Genomic DNA, 20,499 nt, shown 5'->3' with positions numbered 1-20,499 from the left:
AGTAGCGGACGCACTAGAACCTGTTCTAGTTCTGGTCGGACTCGGGTTCGGTCCGCGACTGTCCCAACTGCCGTCGACGCGGGAGCAGCAGCGGCGTGGCGAGGAGCAGCACCCCCGACGCGGTGATCGCCGACAGCGGGTCGGCGAGGGTCGCCAGAGCTCCCCACAGTGCGATCAACGTGGCCTGGCTCAGCCTGCTGGTGATGCTCCACGCAGCCAGGACCTGGGGTACGTCCTCCGCGCGCACCCGCCGGAGACGCTCGGTTGCGCCGATCGGGTTGAAGACGCCCATGCAGCCGATGAGGAGAGCCTCCACGACGATGACCGTGACGAGTCCCGGCACCCCCGGCTGCACCGCGGCGAGACCGAGCGGCACGACCGAGCGCAACCATCCCGAGATGGTCAGCACGCGGTCCCGACCATGGCGTTCGACGAGGTGTGCCGACAGTCGGGCACCGACGAAACCTGCGACGCCGGGAAGACCGAACGCGAGGCCGTACTCCCAGGCCGCGTAGTGATACTCCCCGATCAGTAGGACGGCGAGCAGTGGACCGGTGGCCATGATCAGCCCGTTGACGGCCATCTGGTTCACGAAGAGCCGGCGCAAGACCCGATCAGTGGCGATGACGCTCCATCCCCGGATGAGCTCGGCCGCCCATCGCCGATCACCCCTCGCCGACGGTGTGGCCACGTCGGCGCCGCGGATCCGCCCGACGGTGAGCGCCGAGACCGCATAACTGGCCGCGTCGGCGGCGACGGTGACGACCGGCCCGAGTACGGCGATCGCCAGTCCACCGAGTGGAGGTCCGGTCGCCGTCGCGATCCACATGGCACCCTCGAACCTGCCGTTGGCGGCGAGCAGACGTCCCGCCGGGACGATGTGCTTGAGATAGGCGCCCGACGCCGCAGTGGAGGCGATGCTCGCGGTGCCGCCGATGATCGACACAACGAGTAGTTGGCCGTAGGTCAACACCCCCGCGAGGTAGGCGGGCGGGATCGAGGCCATCGCGACGAATCGTGCACAGTCGGCACCGATCATCGCCGGTCGCTTTCGGTGCCATGCGATTCGGGGACCGATCGCGACCGCGCAGATGGCCGCGGCCGCGAGCCCGACCGACTCGAGGAGCGACACCGCGCATGCGGAGGTCTGCAGTGTTCCCACCGCGATCAAGGGGAACGCGCCGAAGGCGATCCAGGTCCCATAGGTGCTGATCGCGTACGCCGACCAGAGTCGATCGACATCGCGCCCAAACTCGGTCACCAGGCTCCCCCACTCCCCGTCACGGTGCAGAGATGACACCAGGCCGTCGACCACCGGGTCCAACAACGCGACGATCAGCAGCCACAACCGATGGTTGGGTCTCGGTACCATCGCCGGGTGGACACCAACGCGATCCGCTCGTTCGTCCTCGCCGCCGATCTCGGCCGTCTGCAGCACGCGGCCGACGAACTCGGCGTCACTCAGCAGGGGGTGTCGAAGCGCATCACGGGACTCGAGCGAGAGCTCGGCGTCCGCCTCTTCCGGCGCACCGCACGAGGTGTGGAGCCGACGCTCGACGGTCAGGCCTTCCTCGCACACGCGCGCACCGTGGTCGCTCATCTCGATCGCGCGGTCGCTGCCGTCCGGCCCGGTTCTCGCACGCTGCGCGTCGACGTACTCGGCCTGCGCACGGCCCAGGCGGTGATCCTGCACGAGTTCTGGCGCAGCACTCCAGGTATCGACCTCGACGTCGTCAGCATCCGGGTCGACGACCCGCTCGAGGTCGCGGCCGCGGTTCGAGCCGGTGAGGTGGACGCCGCCTTTCGCACGGTCACCGACCGCGGTCGGCTACCCGACGGACTCCGGATGGTGCGCGCCTATGATTCACCACTCGAATTGCTGGTGGGCCCGCGGCATCCGCTGGCCGCCGTCCGGGTCGTGACACCGGAACAGCTCCGCGGCCAACGGATCTGGATACCGGGTATGGCACCCCGCACCGAATGGTCGGAGTTCTACGACGAGCTGACCGAGGCGTTCGATCTGTCGATCGATGCAGCGGGACCGAACTTCGGGACCGAGGTGCTCATCGACGAACTCGCCGAATCACCGGACGTCGCAACCCTGGTCGGAAGTCGCGATCGGTACGTCTGGCCGTCGACCCATGATCTCCGGCGGATACCGATCGCCGATCCCCCGTTGGCCTACCCGATCTCGATCATCATGCCTAGCTCGGATCCGCACGCCGGGCTCGACGCGATCGTCGACCACTTCCATCGACAGCCGCGCGTCCCCGAGTCCACGTGGCTTCCGTCCTGGGCGCCCGAACCACTCGGTCGCACCTGACCCGTCGACCGTGCGCCCCAGATCGTCGACCGTGCGCCCCAGATCGTCGATCGTGCGCCCCAGATCGTCGACCGTGCGCGGCTGACTACCGAGGACGCACAGTCGACGAGTCAGAACGCACGATCAACGGTTTCGGGCGCACGATCGACGAGTTGCAGCGCACGGTCGCCGATCTCGAGCGCACGGTCGACGCGATCGCCGTCAGCGTCGGCGTGGCCGGAACCGCCGCAGCCGCAGACTGTTGGCGACGACGAACACCGACGACAGAGCCATCGCCGCGCCGGCGATCATCGGGTTGAGCAACGCGGCTGCGGCCAAGGGCAGGGCCGCCACGTTGTACGCGAATGCCCAGAACAGGTTGCCCTTGATGGTCGACAGAGTGCGACGCGCGAGCCGGACCGCGTCGACGACGGCGAGCAGGTCGCCGCTGACGACCGTCACGTCGGCGGCCTCGATGGCGACGTCACTACCCGTGCCCATGGCGATGCCGAGATCCGCGGTTGCCAGCGCCGCGGCATCGTTGACACCGTCGCCGACCATCGCGACCGACTTACCGGCGCTGCGTAGTTCGGTGATCGCGTCGACCTTGCCCTCGGGGCGGACGTCGGCGATGACCGTCTCGATACCGACCTCACGGGCAACGCGGTCGGCGGCCGCTCGATTGTCACCGGTCAGCAGCACGGGGTTCAGACCCATCTCCCGGAGTTCGGCGATGGCTTCTGCCGATGTCGCCTTCACCTCGTCGGCGACGACGATCAGTCCGGCCGGTTTCCCATCCAGGGCGACGACCACCGCGGTCGCGCCGTCAGCGTGCGCTGCGGTCAGTGCCTCGGCCAACTCTGCGGGCAGTGAATCGGGGCTCTCCGGCCGACCCACCGAGACCTCGGTGCCGTCAACGGTTCCCGACACTCCCGCACCGCGCGTCGAGCGGAACTCCTCGACGTCGAGCAGGTCGGCGTCGGCGGCCGCACGCGCGGCCGCGACGATCGCAGACCCCACCGGGTGTTCGGACGCCGCCTCGACCGCAGCCGCCATCCGGAGCACCCGATCGCGATCCTGCCCGTCGGCCGCGTGCACTGACCTCACCGACATCTCGCCGGTGGTAACGGTGCCCGTCTTGTCGAGCACGATCGTGTCGACGCGTCGGGTGGTCTCGAGGATCTCGGGGCCGCGCAGCAGGATTCCGAGCTGAGCCCCACGCCCGGTACCGACCATCAGCGCGGTGGGCGTGGCCAGCCCGAGGGCGCACGGGCAGGCGATGATCAGCACCGCGACCGCTGCGGTGAACGCGAGGGTGACGCCACCCCCGGAACCGCCGGCCGCGCTACCGGAGCCCAGCCAGAAGCCCAGCGTCGCGATCGCGACGGTGATCACCGCGGGCACGAAGAAGGCCGAGATGCGATCGGCCAGGCGTTGCGCATCTGCCTTGCCCGACTGTGCGGCGGCGACCAGTCGTGCCATCTGCGCCAATGCGGTGTCGGCTCCGACCTTGGTGGCACGCACCACGAGTCGTCCGTTGCTGTTCACGGTCGCGCCGATCACCTCGTCACCCGCGGTCACCTCGACCGGGACGGACTCGCCGGTGATCATCGAGGCGTCGACGGCGGAGGCGCCGGACACGATCACGCCGTCGGTGGCGATCTTCTCGCCGGGGCGTACGACGAACTCGTCGCCGACCACGAGTTCACCGACCGGGATGCGCACCTCGCCACCGTCGCGCCGGACCGCGACATCCTTCGCGCCGACGTCCAGCAGCGCACGGAGCGCTTCTCCGGCACGACGTTTGGAACGCTTCTCGAAGTAGCGACCGGCCAGCAAGAAGGTGGTGACGCCCGCGGCCGCCTCCAGGTAGATGTGCGCCGTGCCGTCGGAACGTTGCGGGATGAGGTCGAATCCGTGACGCAATCCCGGAGTGCCCGCGGTGCCGAGGAAGAGTGCGTACAGCGACCAGCCGAACGCCGCCAGCGTGCCCACCGACACCAGGGTGTCCATGGTGGTCGCGCCGTGCCTCAGGTTGACCCACGCTGCGCGGTGGAAGGGTAACCCGCCCCAGACCACCACGGGCGCAGCCAATGTCAGCGACAGCCACTGCCAGTACGTGAACTGCCAGGGCGGGACCATGGCGAGAACGATTACCGGCACCGACAGGACCGCCGAGACGATCAGGCGTTGCCGCAGCGCCTCGACCTCGGGGTCGGAGTCCGTCGAGGCTGCCCCGTTCGCACCCTCCGGGTCACCCGATGCTGTCGGGTCCGGTACGGGTGTGGCCGCGTAGCCGGCGTCGCGCACCACACCGACGAGGGTGTCGGTGTCGATCGCATCGGGGAACCGCACATGCGCCTGCTCGGTCGCATAGTTGACCGAGGCCGTCACACCGTCCAACTTGTTGAGCTTGCGCTCGATGCGATTGGCGCACGAGGCGCAGGTCATGCCACCGATGTCGAAATCGATGGACTGGGTGTCGACGGTCATCCGCCCGCCCTCCGATCAGTGCTGTCCGTGGTGACCCGGTTGGTGCACGACCTCGGTGCCACCGTTGGTCGGCTGGTCGGTGCCGATCGGGCCGACCGCCCGACCGACCCCGAAGGCGACGACGAACACCAGCACGAGTGCGGCGAGTGCGCCGCCGAGCCGAACGGCTACGGTCATGCCAGTGAGTAGCCGGCTTCGGTGACCGCCGCGGCCACCGCGCCCGCATCGACCGGCGACGCGCTGATCACCTCGACGCGACCGGTGACGACATCGACGTCGACCTTCTCGACGCCAGCGATCTCACCGATCTCCTCGCGAACCGATGCCGCGCAGTGTCCGCAGGTCATACCCGAGACGGTGAATTCGGCGGTTGAGCTCATGGTGTTGTCCTCTCGATCGTGGAATTCCCGTGTCCCACACGGGAGATGGGTGGTGCGATCAGGATCGCACCAGACGTGCGATGGCCTGCATCGCCTCGTCGACCTTCTCCTGACCTGCGGCGTCACTCTCTTGCGCGGCGTTCACCACGCAGTGGTTCATGTGCTCGGACAGCAGCCCGAGACTCACCGCCTGCAATGCCTTGGTCATGGCCGACACCTGGGTCAGGATGTCGATGCAGTACGACTCCTCCTCGACCATCCGTTGCAGACCGCGGGCCTGCCCCTCGATCCGACGGAGTCGCTTCAGGTAGTCGTCCTTGTTACCGATGTACCCGTGTTGTGCGTGTTCCATGCCGGACCTCTCGTGGCGTCGTGATACCCCCTACCGGTATACCCTTCAGCGAGGGATACCGCTACCCCCATGGGGTATTGATGGGAGCATCCGACAGAGGCGGGGGTCATCCCGTTCAGCGAGGCGGGCGGAGCGCTTCGGCGAGCTTGGCGACCGCGGCCGCGAGCTCGGTCAGTGCCTGGGCGACGCGTGCGTCGTCACGCGACGGGGTCGGCTGATGGGCCGATGAGTCGGACGGGGTCGCGGACCGGTCGGCAGGCTGCGGCAACTCCGGGGGTGATCCCGCACCGGAGTCAGACTCCGGCAGCCGATGCCGCCGCGACGATCGCGGGATGGTGGTCGACGGCGGCTCGACATTGGTCGAGCGCCGACCGCCGCGGTAAGTGTCGGAATCGGCGGGGATACCGCCTCCGGGCGTGTCACCGGGCGCGATGATGCCCGGTCCGGTCACGCCGGGATGGCGGTGGTGTCCGGCGCCGGCACCGACCGTCGCCTGCTGCGGGAGTTCCGCGGGCCGCGGTGCGGGTGTCGGCGGGGCAGCCTCGGGCGGCAGTGAGTGAGCCGGCCGGACGGACGGCATCGGCGCGGCGGGCTGCGGTGCCGAGATGTGCGGTTGGGCCACATGGGGCTGGGAGATGTGCGGCTGGAAGGGCTGCTGGGGGCCGGGCTGTTGCTGGGGGTACGGCTGATGGGAGCCGGGTTGCCCGAACGGTTGCGGCTGCCCGGGTGCCGACTGGAAGTACTGCGGCTGCCCGGCCGGGTTCGGCGCGTTCTGCGGCGGATGGTTCGGCGGCGTGAAGTTCTGGTGCTGCGGCATCGGGGGTCCGGCCTGCGGCGGTACCGGTCCGGTTCCCTGCGAGGGCGGACGCACCGCGGTCGGGGCGTGCCCGTTGGTCGGCGCGTAGAAGTGCGGCCCGCCGTGCCCCTCGAAGTACAGGCAGGCGGCACCGGAGGGGTTGCGGATCGAGCAGGGGTTGCGCTCGATCAACGACTGCGCGTGATCGTCGAAGTCGTTCCACTCCAACCACAGTCGGCGATCAGCACGGGGACGGGAGCTCGCGTCGGTTGCGTGGTTGCCGCGGTGGCCGGCACCCAGGCGACAGGTGAGCAACCACTCGGAATCGGAGGTCAGACCCAGGGCTGCGCGCTCCTGCGCAGTGCACACGACAGTCGACCAACATCCCGCGCCGTCCATCTGGCCTCCTCAGCGAGTCGGTACCCGAACACACCCGTCGTCTCGTGTCGCATCGGACGTCGACGAACCCATCCGACGCCACGAGAGGTCGGGTGCAACCGCCGACGGCACGCCTCGACCGGCCGAACCATTCCCCCGCGGCACACTTCCCTGCCGGTGAGTCTAGGGATCGAAGACGTCGACTTCCACCGCACACGGCACCGACCACGCTACCGACCGCGTGTCGGGTGTGTCGGCGACCGGCGAGGTCAGACCGGGCCGAGGAAGTCGGTGATCAGAGCCGCGACCTCGTCGTGACGATCGAGGTGTGCGAAATGTCCGGCCCCGGCGACGACCACGGCCCGCCCGTCGGGTGGAAGCACCTCGCGGACGGTGTCGACGAAGCGGGCCTGCATGCAGCCGTCGTCGGAACCGTGCAGATAGAGCGTGGGAACCCGAGGTGCCTGCAACCACTCTCCCGCCAGGTGCTCGTACCGTCGGCCCGGCCGCGGCGAGCGCAGGGTCGCGCGGTAGTACCCGAGAACCGCCGACGCGTGTTCGCGGCCCGGCACGGCAGCCAGCGCGTTCTCGACGTCGGGCCGGAGCTCGTCGATCGCACCTCGCGGGGACCATCGCCGCCACAGCAGCGGGATCAGTCGTCGGATGCTCAACTCGGCGACGAGCGGTAACTGGTTGAACACCATGTACCAGCTCATCAGCGCCTGCCGGGCGAAGATCCGAACCCGGCCACGGCCACGCGCCGCACGCCGGAGCGCCGGGACCGGCGGTACCGCCATCGCGACCATCGCCCGGAACGGCGTGCCGGCGTGGAAGCCGACCCCGTGGGCGGTGAGCGCCCCCCAGTCATGGCCGATGAGTACGGCGTCGTCACCGCCGCCGAGCGCATGGTGCAACGCCAGCGCGTCGTACATCAGCGCCTCGACGTGGTAGTCGCGGTCGACCGGGATCTCCGACGGCGCGTACCCACGGGTGAACGGCGCCACCACGCGGTAGCCGGCGTCGGCCAGTACCGGCCCCAGGTGACGCCAGGTCCACGCCGAGTCGGGGAAGCCGTGCAGACACAGGGCCAGGGGACCGTCGTCGGGTCCCCACGTCAGTGCCTGGAGTCGGATGTGGCCGAGATCGATGGTCTGGTGGGTCGGCGCGGTCATCGGCGGTCAGCTTACCGCCAGGACCTCCTGCGTCACCGGGCTTTCCACACCGACGCCGACGATCTCGTCGTCGATCAGACGGTATGTCGTCGACGACCCGACCGACTCGGTCCGCGGATGGTCGATCCGCGTGTGGCTGCCCCGCGACTCGTCGCGGTCGGCTGCCGCGGCGACCACGGCCCGCGCGCCGAGGGTGAGGTTCACGTCCTCGAGCGCGGACGGCCCGTCGGCGACTCGGCGCGGCGCGGCGTCGAGCCGACGGGCCGCGGCGGCCAGGCCTTCGCCATCCCGGCGGAGTGCGACGAGCGCGGTCATCAGGTCCTGCAGTTCGGCGCGCGCCATCATCGGTCGGCCGACGTCTCGGTGACCGTGCACCGGCACGCCGACCGTCGTGCTGATCCCGTCCCGACGGTGGGCGGCGGCATGATCGGCGACACGGCACCCGACGACGAGACCTTCGAGCAGGCTGTTCGACGCGAGTCGGTTGGCGCCGTGCAGACCGGTCCGCGCGACCTCACCCGCGGCGAGCAGTCCTGGCACGGTGGTCGCACCGAAGGCGTCGGTACGCACTCCGCCGCACAGATAGTGGGCTCCGGGGACCACCGGGATCCGGCCGTCCGGGGTCGCCGCGCCGAGGGCGGTCACACCGGCGGCGACCGTCGGGAAGCGCCGCGCGAAGTCGTCGACAGCGGAGACGTCGAGGTAGACACACGGGTGGCCGGTGCGCGCCATCGCGTCGGTCACGGCATCGGCGACGATGTCGCGCGGCGCCAGATCGCCGAGCGGGTGGACACCGTCGGTCACCGACCGGCCGTCGACGGCGATGAGCCGACCGCCCTCACCGCGGACCGCCTCGGTGATCAACATCCGCCGACCACGGGCGCCGGGCACGTGGAGCATCGTCGGGTGGAACTGGATGAACTCGAGGTCGGCGACGTCGGCGCCTGCACGCAGCGCCAGTGCGATCCCGTCGCCGGTGGCGCCGGCCGGATTCGTCGTGGCCACGTAGAGGTGCCCCACGCCGCCCGTCGCGAGGAGGACCGACGGTGCGGTCACGGCCGCGGTGCGACCTCCGGTGCGATAGGCGACACCCGCCGCTCGACCGTCGGCGAGCAGGATCGAGGTGACCACCGCGTCGTCGACACAGACCACGCCGAGGTCGCGGACCGCGGTTCCGAGTCGTCGACCGAGCGTGCGCGCAACCTCTGCCCCGGTGGCGTCACCGCCGGCATGGATGACCCGACGGGCGTGGTGCCCACCCTCGAGTGTGCGCAACAGTCGACCGTCGGCGTCGCGGTCGAACCGAGCGCCCCAATCGATCAGCGTTGCGACCGCCGACCAGCCGCCGGCCAGGATCGATGCGGCGGCGTCGGGGACGGTGAGTCCGGCGCCGGCCGCAACGGTGTCGTCGAGGTGATCGGCGACGGTGTCGGTGTCCGATCGCGGGTCGACCACCGCGATACCGCCCTGCGCGTAGAAGGTCGACGTCGACTGCTCGACGCGGTGCGCGTCCCACTGTGGGCCCTTGTTCAGGATCACGACGCTAAGGCCTAGTTCTGCGGCACGGATCGCCGCCGTCAGCCCGGCCACGCCTGCGCCGACCACCACCAGGTCGGCCCTGGTCACGTCGTCCATCACTCCGTCGTTCATCGCAGTGCCTCTCACGAGCGGCTGTTCACCTGGCACAACCATCGCGCCCCGTTTTCGATTCCCAGTCGAAAACCTCGAGAGCGAGCGTACGCCGAGACCGCAGGCGGGTCGAGAGGCTTTCGCCGCCGGGGCCGCACGGGCCGGGTCCTGCGCGTCACACCGGGCGGTCGGCGACTACGCGAGGAAGTCGCGGGTGAGGCCCGACCACGTCGCCAGCTCGGTGGGAGTGGCCGCGACCCGGACGTCGGCGTTCGGCAGCGCGGCCGCGAGCGCCTCGGCACTGCTCACCGGATGGGTCTCGTCGCCTGTCCAGGCGAGGATCAGGGTGGGGTGACCGACGGCCGAGAGTCGCTCCGCGGCAGGCAGATCGGAGACCGCCGATCCGCGCAGTACCGCCGGGTACCGCGCCGAGCTGACCGCGATCGGGTTGACGAAGCGCCGGGCGTCGGCCAGCGCGGGCGAGGCCGGAGCATCGACCGACAACCGCTCCAGGGCACGCACTCCGCGACGTTCCACGAAGACGGCGGTCGATTCGCGGATCGGCACCTGGGCGCGGCGGGTCTCCCAGATGGTCGGCGGCGTGGTGAGCACCAGCCGACGGAACCGCCGGGGCCGGTCGAGCGCTGCGGTCAGGATCGTGGCCGTACCCATCGACGACCCGATCGCGTCCACGGGATCGTCGACACCCACGTCGTCGAGCAAGGCGAGGAGATCGAGGGCCAGTTCCGGCCACGTGTACTCCGCGGGCGTGCGGCCACCATCCGATCGACCGTGGCCTCGGGCGTCGTACCGGATCAGTCGATGACCACCGGAACTGACCGGGCGCCAATCGAACTGGCCGCCGCTCTCCTGCAGGTACGCGTTCGCGCTCATCCCGTGAGCCCACACCGCGGGCCGGCCCCGCCCGGTGGAGTTCCAGGCGAGCCGGGTCCCGCGGATGTCGGCGAACCGGAAGGCTGGGGTCACGACACGTCCGGTCCCGTTCTGCGCCTCACGCGCCGGTCAGGGTCGCTGTGTCGATGACGAAGCGGTAGCGGACATCGCTGGCGACGACGCGCTCGTAGGCCTCGTTGATCTGATCCGCGGAGATCACCTCGATCTCGGCGCCGATGCCGTGCTCCGCGCAGAACTCCAGCATCTCCTGCGTCTCGGCGATACCGCCGATGTTGGAACCGGCGAAACTGCGACGGTTGAAGGTCAGCGCGAAGGCCGGGACCTCGATCGGGTGCTCGGGCAGCCCCAGCTCGACGAGGGTGCCGTTCAGCGCCAGCAGACCGAGGTACTTCTTGATGGGGAGGTTCGCCGACACCGTGTTGATGATCAGGTCGAACTCGTTGCGCAGCTTCGTGAACGTCTCGGGATCACTGGTGGCGTAGTAGTGGTCGGCGCCCAGACGCAGACCGTCCTCGAGCTTCTTCAGCGACTGCGAGAGCACCGTCACCTCGGCGCCCAGCGCATGGGCGATCTTCACGCCGACGTGACCCAGTCCGCCGAGGCCGATGATCGCGACCTTGGTCCCGGGTCCGGCCTTCCAGTGCTTCAGCGGCGAGTAGAGGGTGATGCCCGCGCAGAGCAGCGGGGCGGCCTCGTCGAGACCGATGCCCTCGGGGATGCCGCAGACGTAGTTCTCGTCGACCACGATCGCGGTGCTGTACCCACCGTGGGTCGGCTGACCGTCGCGACCGACGGCGTTGTAGGTGCCGGTCATGCCCTTGACGCAGTGCTGCTCCTCGCCGGCGAGGCAGGCGTCGCACTCGCGGCAGGAGTCGACGAAGCAACCGACGCCGACACGGTCACCGACCTTGTACTTGGTCACCTCCGGCCCGACGGCGCCGACGACTCCGGCGATCTCGTGTCCGGGCACCACCGGGTACGCGGTGCGTCCCCATTCGCCGCGGGCAGTGTGGATGTCGGAGTGACAGATCCCCGCGAAGGCGATGTCGATGGACACGTCGTTGGGACCGAGTTCGCGACGCTCGATGGTGGTCGGCACCAGCGGCTGGTCGGCCGCGGTGGCGATGTAGGCGTGTACTGCAGCAGGAATGATCGACTCCTTCTCGGGGTGCGGCGATCCGGCCGCACCGGGTGGGGGCGCCGGATCGAGACGCCGACTCATGTCGGGCGTCCTCCGGAATCGAGTCTGCCAGCCGTATGCGCGTGCATGCATGGGCGGTCGCGAGAGTCGTCGATCGTGCGCTCTGATCCGTCGATCGTGCGCTTCAGACCGTCGACCGTGCGTTCTAGGTCCCCGCACGGCGCGGACAGCGGTCGAGCAGCGCACGATCGACGCGTTCGAGCGCACAGTCGACGCGTTCGAGCGCACGGTCGGCGGATGAGCGTCGGCGCGGATGACGGCCGGCCGCCGGCGATCGGCCTACGCTGGAACCGATGTCGCTGCACCGCACGTTCGTCGTCGCCCATCCTCGCGACGAGGTCTTCGCCTGGCACGCCCGACCGGGCGCGGTCCGCCGACTGATGCCTTTGTGGATGCCCTTCCGGATCGTCGACGAAGCCGCGTCGCTGGCCGACGGGACCGCGGTGTTCGCCCTGCCCGGCGGGCTGCGATGGGTCGCCCGGCACGACCCCGACGCCTACGACCCGCCGAGCCGGTTCGTCGACGAGGTCTCCCGCGGCGGAGTGCGATCGCTGCCGACGTCGGTGATGCCGTGGCGGCACACGCATCGCTTCGAGGCCCTCGACGACGGACACACCAGGCTCATCGACGACATCGATGCACCGCTCCCGGCGACCGCGTTGCTGCCGGCGCTCGCCTATCGCCACCAGCAGCTCGCCGACGACCTCGATGCGCGCGCCCGGTGGGCTGATCTCGCCGAACCGCCGACCACGGTGACCATCGCCGCCGCCGACCCGACGTCGGCGGTCGCCGCGATGCTGCGGGCGCACCTGACCACCTCGGGCGTCGAGGTGGTCGACGACCCACTCGATGCCGTCGCATCCGGCCGACCGGACGTCGCGGTGGTCGTCCTCGGCGAACCCGGGCGACTCTCCGACCTCGTCACCGCCGCAGAGGCGTCGCCTGGCGTGCGCGTCATCGTCTCCGTGTCCCGTGGCGGTTCGCATGCGGTGAGCACCCTGCCGTCGGGCAGCACCCGCCGCGTCCGTCTGCAGACCGGATGGGTGGTCACCGACGGCCCACCGCCGCGCGTCTCGGGCAAAGGTGTCCTGCCGTGGATCGACCTCGACGACCTGCTCGACGTCGTCGTCCGGGCCATCGGCGACCCCCACCTCTCCGGTGACGTGGTGGCCGCGGCGCCGGCACCTGCCTCGGGGGACGAGATCGAAGCGGTGATCCGCTCGTCGGCCGCGGGTCTGCGGCGGCTCGGTGGACTAGATCCTCGCCGGCAGCGCGAGAGCCCCTGGGACCCGGCAGGCACCCGGCCGACGGAACTCCTCGATGCCGGACACCGGTTCCGCCGACCGTTCCTCGCCGATGCGGTGGCCTATCAGACCGGCGCGCTCGGCGACACGGACTCCGGCTGATCACCGCCCTCAGTCTGTTTTCGCCATCAAGAACTTGAAAGTTCGGTCGCCCGAAACTACGCTCGGTTCATGGTTCGCCAGGCCCGTCGTCGACGCATCGCTGCGCTGATCTCGACTGCCGTGACGTTGGCGGTCGGCGCGTCGATGCTCACCGGGTGCAGTTCGACGGGCCGCGACGACGGCAAGCTGCAGGCCTTGACGACCTTCACCGTGCTGGCCGACATGGCCCGCAACGTCGGCGGCTCACACGTCGACGTCCGGTCGATCACCAAGGTCGGCGCCGAGATCCACGGCTACGAGCCGACACCGGGCGACCTCCACAAGGCCGTCGATGCCGACGTCATCCTGGTCAACGGACTGAACCTGGAAGCCTGGTTCGAACGCTTCATCCGCGACATCGACGTGCCGCGCGTGACGCTCAGCGACGGAGTCGCCCCGATGTCGATCACCGAGGACGCCTACGCGGGCAAGCCGAACCCGCACGCGTGGATGTCGCCGCGGTCGGCGCGCGTGTACGTCGAGAACATCCGCGCAGCCTTCACCCGGCTCGACCCGGCACACGCCGCCGAGTACCGGCGAAACGCCCAGCGGTACACCGACGAGCTCGACGCCGAGGACGCGCGGCTGCGCGCAGCGGTCGACAGCCTCGCCCCCGACCAGCGGGCATTGGTCAGCTGTGAGGGCGCATTCAGCTACTTGGCGCGCGACGCCGGACTCACCGAGCGCTACATCTGGCCGGTGAACGCCGAACAGCAGGCGACACCGCAGCAGATGCGCCGCACCATCGACTTCGTCGACGAACGTCGGGTGCCCGCGGTCTTCTGTGAGTCCACCGTCTCCGACGCCCCCATGCAGCAGGTGCACCGCGCGACCGGGGCACGCATGGGCGGCACGCTCTACGTCGACTCGCTCTCCGAGCCCGACGGACCGGTGCCGACGTACCTCGGACTGATCCGACACGACATCGCGACCATCATCGACGGCCTCACCGGGAAGGAGCAGCACAGTGGCACGGAGTGAGCCGGTGGCAGCAGAGACAACCGGGTCCGCCGAGGCTGCCCGACCACCGGGGAATACTGCCCCGCAGCAGGTTCCGGCCATCCGCATCAGCGACCTGTCGGTGCGGTACGGGTCCGTTGTCGCCCTCGACGGCGTCGACCTCGAGTTGCTGCCCGGCCGCATCTGCGGACTCATCGGGATGAACGGCTCCGGCAAGTCGACCCTCTTCAAGTCGATCATGGGCCTCGTGACTCCGACCTCCGGCTCGGTGTCCATCCATGGGCTCGACCCGGCTCGGGCGCGTTCGCGGGGCATCGTGTCGTATGTCCCACAGTCGGAGGACGTGGACTGGGACTTCCCCATCTCGGTGCGCGAGGTCGCGATGACCGGCCGCTACGGTCGGCAGAACTTCTTCCGACGCATCCGCTCCCAGGACCGCGCGGCAGTGGACTCCGCGCTGGAGCGGGTCGGGCTCACCGACCTCGCCGACCGTCAGATCGGCAAACTGTCAGGTGGACAACGGAAACGCGCGTTCGTCGCCCGCGGCATCGCCCAGGGCGCCGACATCCTGCTGCTCGACGAGCCGTTCGCGGGCGTCGACAAGCGCTCCGAGGCAACCATCCTCGCCCTTCTCCGCGACCTCGCCGACCAGGGCACCACGGTGCTCATCTCCACCCACGACCTCTCCGCGCTGCCCGACTTCGCCGACGAGGCGGTCCTGCTGATGCGGCGAATACTGGTCCACGGCAGCGCCGATGAGGCGCTCCGGCCCGAACAGCTGGCGCTCGCGTTCGGCCTCGGCGCGGACGAACCACTGACGACGTCGCCTCCGAGCGGCGCCGGCTCCGATGCGGAGGCCGCCCGATGATCGACTTCCTCGTCGAACCGTGGTCGTTGTCGTTCATGCGCGATGCGTTCCTCGCCAGCGGGGTCGCCGCCGTGGTCTGCGCGCTCATCAGCTGCTGGATCGTGCTGATCGGCTGGTCGCTCATGGGTGACGCGGTCTCCCACGCCGTGCTCCCGGGCGTCGTCCTCTCCTACATCGTCGGCGTTCCGTTCGCGATCGGCGCGGTGATCTTCGGCTTCCTCGCGGTCACCCTGATCGGCACCATCCGCGACACCAGCCGGGTCAAGGAAGACGCCGCGATCGGCATCGTCTTCACGACGCTGTTCGCGCTCGGCCTGGTGCTGGTGTCGGCGACACCGAGCCAGACCGACCTCAACCACATCCTCTTCGGCAACGTCCTCGGTGTGTCGGGTGCCGACCTCTGGCAGTTGCTGGCACTCGCGGCGCTGGTCGTCCTGGTGCTCGCGATCAAACGTCGGGACCTGACGCTCTACGCCTTCGACCCGATCCACGCCCACGCCATCGGTATGTCCCGACGCCTGCTGGGCGCGATCCTCCTCGGTCTGCTCGCGCTGACCTGTGTGGTCGCCCTGCAGGTGGTCGGCGTGATCCTGGTGGTGGCGATGCTGATCATCCCCGGGGCCAGCGCCCATCTGCTGACCGACCGCTTCGACCGGATGCTGCTCATCGCACCCGCCCTGGCCCTGGTGGCGACCGTCGCGGGCATCTACATCAGCTACGGCGCCGACGTCTCGCCCGGCGGGATGGTGGTCGTCACCCAAGGTGTGATGTTTGCCGCCATCTATCTGTTCGCCCCTCGCAATGGCCTGCTGAGCAGGGCATTCGCATCGCGGCGAGAGGTCCAGCCGGCCATCTGAGCACGTTGTCGGGCTCGCAAGGGGAGACCTGACGCGCCCGGATCGTTACTATCCGCAATGGTGACGACGACCCAGCAACGCGTAGACCAGGTTCGACGCTCGCAGCTGCCGTCGGTGTCGACGTTCGCCGAGATCACCCGATTCGGCACGACGTCGGCGCATGCGGCCGCCGGCGTCGGACGTTTCCTCCTGCATTCCGCCGGTGAGCTGGTGCGCGGCCGTCCTCCGACGGCCGGCGACATCGCGCGCGAGATCCGTGACACCTTCGAGCACCTGGGCCCGACCTATGTGAAGCTCGGCCAGCTGATCGCCTCGAGTCCCGGAGTGTTCAGCGAGAGCCTGGCCACCGAGTTCGAGTCGCTGCTCGATCGTGTGGCCCCGGCCGATCCGGCTGCCATCCGTCAGGTGATCGTCGACGACTTCGGGCGGCCGCCCGAGGAGGTCTTCGCCGAGTTCGACCCGACACCCATCGCATCGGCCTCCATCGCGCAGGTGCACACCGCCCGGCTGCACGACGGCACCGACGTCGTGGTGAAGATCCAGCGTCCCGGCATCACCGACCGCTTGTCCCCCGACGTCGCACTGCTCGAACGCTTCGCCGGATTGGCGGAGGTGTCGGAGTACGGGCGGATGCTCAGCGCCCGACACGTCGTCGAGGACTTCGCCGACGGCCTCGACGCCGAGCTGGACTTCCGTAACGAGGCCGCGACCATGCGTGAGTGGTACGCCTGTCTCGCCGAGGGCCCGTACGCCAGTCGGGTCCGCGTGCCGGACGTGTACGACGACCACACCACCGCCCGCGTCCTCACCATGGAGCGCATCCATGGCGTCCGCATCGACGATGCCCGAGCCGTCCGCGCGGCCGGCCACGACGGTGTCGCACTCTGCCGCAACCTCCTGCTCTCGTTGCTGGACTCCGCCTTCCACGGCGGCCTCTTCCACGGCGACCTCCATGCCGGCAACGTGCTCGTCGACAACACCGGCACGCTCGTCCTCATCGACTTCGGCATCGTCGGTCGCTTCGACACCCGCACGCGGCGCATCCTCCGCCAACTCGTCGTCGACCTGATGGTGAAGGGCGACTACGAGTCGGCAGGTCGCGCGATCTTCCTGCTCGGCGCCGTGCACAAGCCGGGGTCGACCGACCGGGGTGCGGCCGACCTGAAGAAGGTCACCATGCCGCTGGGCAGCGCCGAACTGGGCTCGATGTCGTATGCAGACCTCGGGAGGCAGATGGCCGCCGTCGCACGTGCGCACGACGCTCGGCTCCCGCGTGAGCTGGTGCTCGTCGGCAAGCAGCTCCTCTACGTCGAGAAGTACATGAAACTGCTGGCCCCGCGCTGGAAGGCGATGGCCGACCGCGAGATCTTCGGCTACATGGCCGGGATCATGAAGGAGGCCGAACGCGACCGTCGGGCACGCCGCGTCGCAATCGGCTGACGCCACTCGAGCCGCCCGGGACCGATCTGCTGCAGCTGGGGGGATACCGGCAGGTACCGTGTCCGGAAGGTCCCGAATGGGCGCCGTGATCGCCGAGGGTGTCTCCATGGGGAGGCACCGGGGTGGGGCGTCGAGCAATCACAGGAGTCGAGAATGAGACGAGTCTGGCTGGCACTGCCGGCCTTCCTCGGCGTTGCAGCCATCACTGCGGCCATCGCCGTTCCCGCCTATCTGGTCCCCCAGCTGCGGGTGGTGCCACTGGATCTCGACATCACGTCGGTGGCCAGCACGCAGGGACCCGACGGGTCCGCGGGTGATCGCTACCCCGCCACCATCTTCGACCGGTGCTCCATCCGCCAGTCCAAGGCACGCACCTTGCAGGCGAACCTGACCCAGCAGCGCCGTTCGGTGGTCGTCGACCCGTCCGATCGACGCCAGGCGACCGTGCAGTCGGCGCAGACCGTGAAGATCGACCGCACCCGGGACGCCGCCGGCAAGGAGACCGAGCCGAGCGTCGGCGACGTCGGTGCCGAGCGCGAGTGCTCCGACGGTCTGCTGAGCGCGACCATCGACCGCGTCTCGCTCAACCGCAAGACGTCGGTGCCCAACGGCACGGTCAGCTCGCTGCAGCTCGAGGCGGCGCCCGAGGGCGTCGACGTCAAGGACGTCTCGGTGGACCTGCCCGACCGTAAGGGCTTCCAGTACAAGTTCGGCTTCAACGTCAAGAAGCGCGACTACCTCTACTTCGACAGCAACACGCGCCAGGACCTGCCGGCGAAATACGTCGGCGAGAAGACGATCGACGGCGTCCAGACCTACGAGTTCGTCAGCGAGGTCCCTGAGACCGATCTGTCGAGCCTGCCCAACGCACAGGGCGAGGCAGCCCTCGGCACGATGCTCACCCAGCCGGCGAGCTGGTGGGGCATCAGCGGTCGGGGCATCTCGCCGAAGTCGTCGATCACGATGCATCGCTACGCGTCGGCGAAGCGGCACGTGTGGGTGGAGCCGAAGACCGGCACCGTCATCAACGGTCGCGAGGAGCAGCACCAGTACTTCCAGTCGCCCGACCAGAGCGAGGACACGCCCGCACCGGTGCGGGACTTCCGCCTCGACGCGCTCAAGGGCACGTTCCAGTGGTCGGATCAGACAATCGCGAACCAGGCCGCCAAGGCCAAGGACTACGACAGCCAACTGAAGCTCGGCAACCTCTGGCTGCCGATCATCCTCGGCGTCATCGGCGTCCTGCTGCTCGCGCTGTGGGCCGTCTTGTTCTGGCGCACACGACGTTCCGAGGGTGGTCGGGGTGACGATGGGGGCTACCCGGACGATCCGTACGACGGACCCGATCCGGACCAGGATGCCACCCGTCGGGATCTCGGACCGGTCGACGATGCGCCGACGGCGTACGTCGGCAATCGGTCGGCGAATCCGTGGGAGCGCCCGACCGAACAGATCCCCCGGGTCGAGGACCCGCCTCGCGCCGACGGCTTCGAGCCGCTCTCGCGTGAGACGACTCAGTTCGAGCGTCCCGACGGTCCGGACTCACCCCGGAGGTAGTCGCTCTCGCCGACGGTTTGTCGGCCGTCGGTTGTCGGCTTTCGGTTGTCGGCTTTCGGTTGTCGGCTCCGCCCCGGTCTCGTCCGCTCGCCACAGGCGACGGATGAGGTCGGGGCGGAGTTGTTTCCGGGTTCGGGTTTCGGGTCGGGCGTGCTCTCTCTGCGCCCGGACCGTTTCCAGCTGACCAAAAACTGCCGACCAGCAGGGAGCCGTGTGCACTATCCACGCGGCAGGCCGCTCCACAGCAGATTGTGACCAGACCCGCGCACCGGCCACCGCACCCCTAGCCCCTGCTCCCCCGCCTCCGCACCCTGGGCCGGCTCCCGTGACCAAAAACTGCTCCCCAGCAGCGAGCCGCGTGCAATATCCACGCCACTCCCCGCTCCACGGCAGATTCTGACCAAACTCCGGCGCCCCCGGCCGGCCCGAACCCAAGCCCCGCCAACAAAAACACCGCGGCCGGTGACCCGAAGGTCACCGGCCGCGGTGATCAGAGGCTGTCGAGCGAGCGACTCAGAAGAACGCCGGCGCGAAGGTGGTGCGCCAGGACTCCTTGAAACGCTCCTGCCAGTAGTCCCACCAGTGCACACCGTCACGGCTGATGTGCGTGGTCAGCTGGACCGGCAGGGTCCGCAGACGTGCGATGTAGAGCTGGCTGGAGGTGGACGCGGCGACCTCGAGCGGCACCATCTGTGAGAAGCGGACCGGGTTGAAGGACGCGCTGGCCGGGTTCACCGACGCGTCGTACTTGCTGCCGACGCCGGTGCCCGAGGACACGTAGACGCGCTTGCCGACCAGGTTGCCGGCGAGCAGGAACGGATCGTTGGCGGCCCACTGGCCCGCGGGGTAGATGCCCCACATGTTGATGGGGTTACCGCCCATCTCGATGACCGATGCCTGGATGCCCTGGTTGAAGCCGGGGAAGGTGACGGTCGGGTAGCCGCTGTAGGAGGCGACGGCCTTGTAGAAGTTGGGATGCCGCGATGCCAGGTTCAGGGCCGCGGTTCCCGACATCGAGAGACCGGCGATGCCGTTGCGACGGTTGTCGCTGTTGTGGCGTGCCTTCATGTAGCGCGGCAGTTCGCGGGTCAGGAAGGTCTCCCAGCGGTTCTTACCCAGCTTGGGGTCGACGCGCTCCCAGTCGGCATAGAAGCTGCCGCCGCCACCGAACGGGATCGCCACGTTGGTGCCCTTGCCGACCATGAAGTCGTCGACGCGGGTGTTCTGCAGCCAGCCGCTGGTGTTGTTCGGCGCACGCAGTCCGTCGAGCAGGTACAGCGTCGGCTTGGGGCCGCTGCCGCCGCCGTCGACGATGCGGACGGGGATGTTGCGTCCCATCGAGGCGGAGTAGACGTATTCGGTCGTTCCGGCCGCCTGGGCTGACGGGGCGGCGACCAGGGTGGCGCTGGTTGCGGCGACGAGGGCGACCATCCCCGCGACCATGCGCTTACGGGCGCGTGTGAGCATTCAGGTTTTCCTTACGACAGTGACCCGCGACATCGCCGCGTTCCGATGGCATTCCTACGGGATTCTAAGGTGCGATGACCTGGTCGATCCCCATCGGTTGGCAGTGTAACGGCTCGATAACACACCGGCAAAGGCACAGACGCGGCGCCCCCGCGCAGGCAAACCGGCATACCGCCCCGGCTCACGCCGACTACCTGGGCAGATGACCGACTCCGGGTGTGACCGTCGTCATGTCTGAGAATTCCGTGCGGCCCGACTGAGCGTCCGATATCTGCCCGTTATGCGTT

18 protein-coding genes are annotated in these 20,499 nt (G+C 69.2%); 7 read left to right on the top strand and 11 right to left on the bottom strand.

The features are described from left to right. Positions 1 to 25 precede the first annotated feature (25 nt). Positions 26 to 1,372 carry an MFS transporter gene (locus GS4_RS04230; protein ID WP_083862635.1) on the bottom strand — a complete coding sequence of 449 codons (1,347 nt, stop codon included), beginning with the start codon at positions 1,370 to 1,372 and terminating at the stop codon, positions 26 to 28. 6 nt (positions 1,373 to 1,378) lie between these two features. On the opposite strand from GS4_RS04230, the gene GS4_RS04225 reads away from it, so the two are divergent. Then, positions 1,379 to 2,323, top strand: a complete 945-nt coding sequence (locus GS4_RS04225; RefSeq protein ID WP_007617815.1) for a LysR family transcriptional regulator — start codon at positions 1,379 to 1,381, stop codon at positions 2,321 to 2,323. A 201-nt stretch (positions 2,324 to 2,524) separates the two neighbouring features. On the opposite strand, the gene GS4_RS04220 is transcribed toward GS4_RS04225, so the two are convergent. The 9 genes from GS4_RS04220 to GS4_RS04185 all read right to left on the bottom strand — a co-directional run bounded on the left by GS4_RS04220 (position 2,525) and on the right by GS4_RS04185 (position 11,567). Next, the gene (locus GS4_RS04220) at positions 2,525 to 4,795 is read right to left on the bottom strand and encodes a heavy metal translocating P-type ATPase (protein WP_007617814.1); all 2,271 of its coding nucleotides are present in this window, start codon (positions 4,793 to 4,795) and stop codon (positions 2,525 to 2,527) included. 15 nt (positions 4,796 to 4,810) lie between these two features. Further along, complete coding sequence (locus GS4_RS25825) at positions 4,811 to 4,972, bottom strand: hypothetical protein (RefSeq protein WP_007617813.1); 162 nt, start codon at positions 4,970 to 4,972, stop codon at positions 4,811 to 4,813. Continuing rightward, a complete protein-coding gene (locus tag GS4_RS04215; protein WP_007617812.1) occupies positions 4,969 to 5,175 on the bottom strand; it encodes a heavy-metal-associated domain-containing protein in 207 nt (68 codons plus the stop codon). Before GS4_RS04215 ends, GS4_RS25825 begins: the two co-directional genes overlap by 4 nt. A gap of 58 nt (positions 5,176 to 5,233) precedes the next feature. After that, complete coding sequence (locus GS4_RS04210) at positions 5,234 to 5,527, bottom strand: metal-sensitive transcriptional regulator (RefSeq protein WP_007617811.1); 294 nt, start codon at positions 5,525 to 5,527, stop codon at positions 5,234 to 5,236. 115 nt (positions 5,528 to 5,642) lie between these two features. Next, positions 5,643 to 6,722: a hypothetical protein gene (locus GS4_RS26095; RefSeq protein ID WP_007617810.1), complete on the bottom strand. Its 1,080-nt coding sequence runs from the start codon at positions 6,720 to 6,722 to the stop codon at positions 5,643 to 5,645. A 248-nt stretch (positions 6,723 to 6,970) separates the two neighbouring features. Then, the gene (locus GS4_RS04200; protein WP_007617809.1) at positions 6,971 to 7,873 is read right to left on the bottom strand and encodes an alpha/beta fold hydrolase; all 903 of its coding nucleotides are present in this window, start codon (positions 7,871 to 7,873) and stop codon (positions 6,971 to 6,973) included. 6 nt (positions 7,874 to 7,879) lie between these two features. Then, positions 7,880 to 9,523, bottom strand: a complete 1,644-nt coding sequence (gene nadB, locus GS4_RS04195; RefSeq protein WP_007617808.1) for an L-aspartate oxidase — start codon at positions 9,521 to 9,523, stop codon at positions 7,880 to 7,882. Between the two features lie 174 nt (positions 9,524 to 9,697). After that, positions 9,698 to 10,489, bottom strand: a complete 792-nt coding sequence (locus GS4_RS04190) for an alpha/beta fold hydrolase (RefSeq protein ID WP_007617807.1) — start codon at positions 10,487 to 10,489, stop codon at positions 9,698 to 9,700. A gap of 25 nt (positions 10,490 to 10,514) precedes the next feature. Further along, positions 10,515 to 11,567, bottom strand: coding sequence for an NAD(P)-dependent alcohol dehydrogenase (locus GS4_RS04185; protein WP_040509560.1), 1,053 nt, complete (start codon positions 11,565 to 11,567; stop codon positions 10,515 to 10,517). A gap of 344 nt (positions 11,568 to 11,911) precedes the next feature. Here GS4_RS04185 and GS4_RS04180 point away from each other — a divergent pair, with 344 nt between their 5' ends. From GS4_RS04180 to pgfA, 6 genes are all read left to right on the top strand, one after another. After that, entirely contained in the window at positions 11,912 to 13,024 is a 1,113-nt protein-coding gene (locus GS4_RS04180) for an SRPBCC family protein (RefSeq protein WP_007617803.1), read from the top strand. 69 nt (positions 13,025 to 13,093) lie between these two features. Beyond that, positions 13,094 to 14,044 (top strand): metal ABC transporter substrate-binding protein, encoded by a 951-nt coding sequence (locus GS4_RS04175; protein ID WP_007617802.1) that lies wholly within the window; start codon positions 13,094 to 13,096, stop codon positions 14,042 to 14,044. A 79-nt stretch (positions 14,045 to 14,123) separates the two neighbouring features. Further along, positions 14,124 to 14,891, top strand: a complete 768-nt coding sequence (locus tag GS4_RS04170) for a metal ABC transporter ATP-binding protein (protein ID WP_051989619.1) — start codon at positions 14,124 to 14,126, stop codon at positions 14,889 to 14,891. Continuing rightward, positions 14,888 to 15,748, top strand: a complete 861-nt coding sequence (locus GS4_RS04165; protein ID WP_007617800.1) for a metal ABC transporter permease — start codon at positions 14,888 to 14,890, stop codon at positions 15,746 to 15,748. The genes GS4_RS04170 and GS4_RS04165 overlap by 4 nt, the downstream gene beginning before the upstream one ends. Positions 15,749 to 15,805: 57 nt before the next feature. Beyond that, positions 15,806 to 17,188 (top strand): ABC1 kinase family protein, encoded by a 1,383-nt coding sequence (locus GS4_RS04160; RefSeq protein WP_040509437.1) that lies wholly within the window; start codon positions 15,806 to 15,808, stop codon positions 17,186 to 17,188. A gap of 153 nt (positions 17,189 to 17,341) precedes the next feature. Then, positions 17,342 to 18,745: a cell envelope lipid trafficking protein PgfA gene (gene pgfA, locus GS4_RS04155; protein ID WP_007617798.1), complete on the top strand. Its 1,404-nt coding sequence runs from the start codon at positions 17,342 to 17,344 to the stop codon at positions 18,743 to 18,745. Positions 18,746 to 19,258: 513 nt separating this feature from the next. Here the strand turns inward: pgfA and GS4_RS04150 are convergent. Next, on the bottom strand, positions 19,259 to 20,212 hold the full coding sequence (locus GS4_RS04150) for an alpha/beta hydrolase (RefSeq protein WP_007617796.1): 954 nt from the start codon (positions 20,210 to 20,212) through the stop codon (positions 19,259 to 19,261). Positions 20,213 to 20,499 lie beyond the last annotated feature (287 nt).

It is taken from the genome of Gordonia soli NBRC 108243 (assembly GCF_000334455.1).
Classification (GTDB): Bacteria; Actinomycetota; Actinomycetes; order Mycobacteriales; family Mycobacteriaceae; genus Gordonia; species Gordonia soli.
The sequence above is the reverse complement of the archived record's forward strand: the minus strand, read 5'-3'. Positions and strand labels throughout refer to the sequence as shown.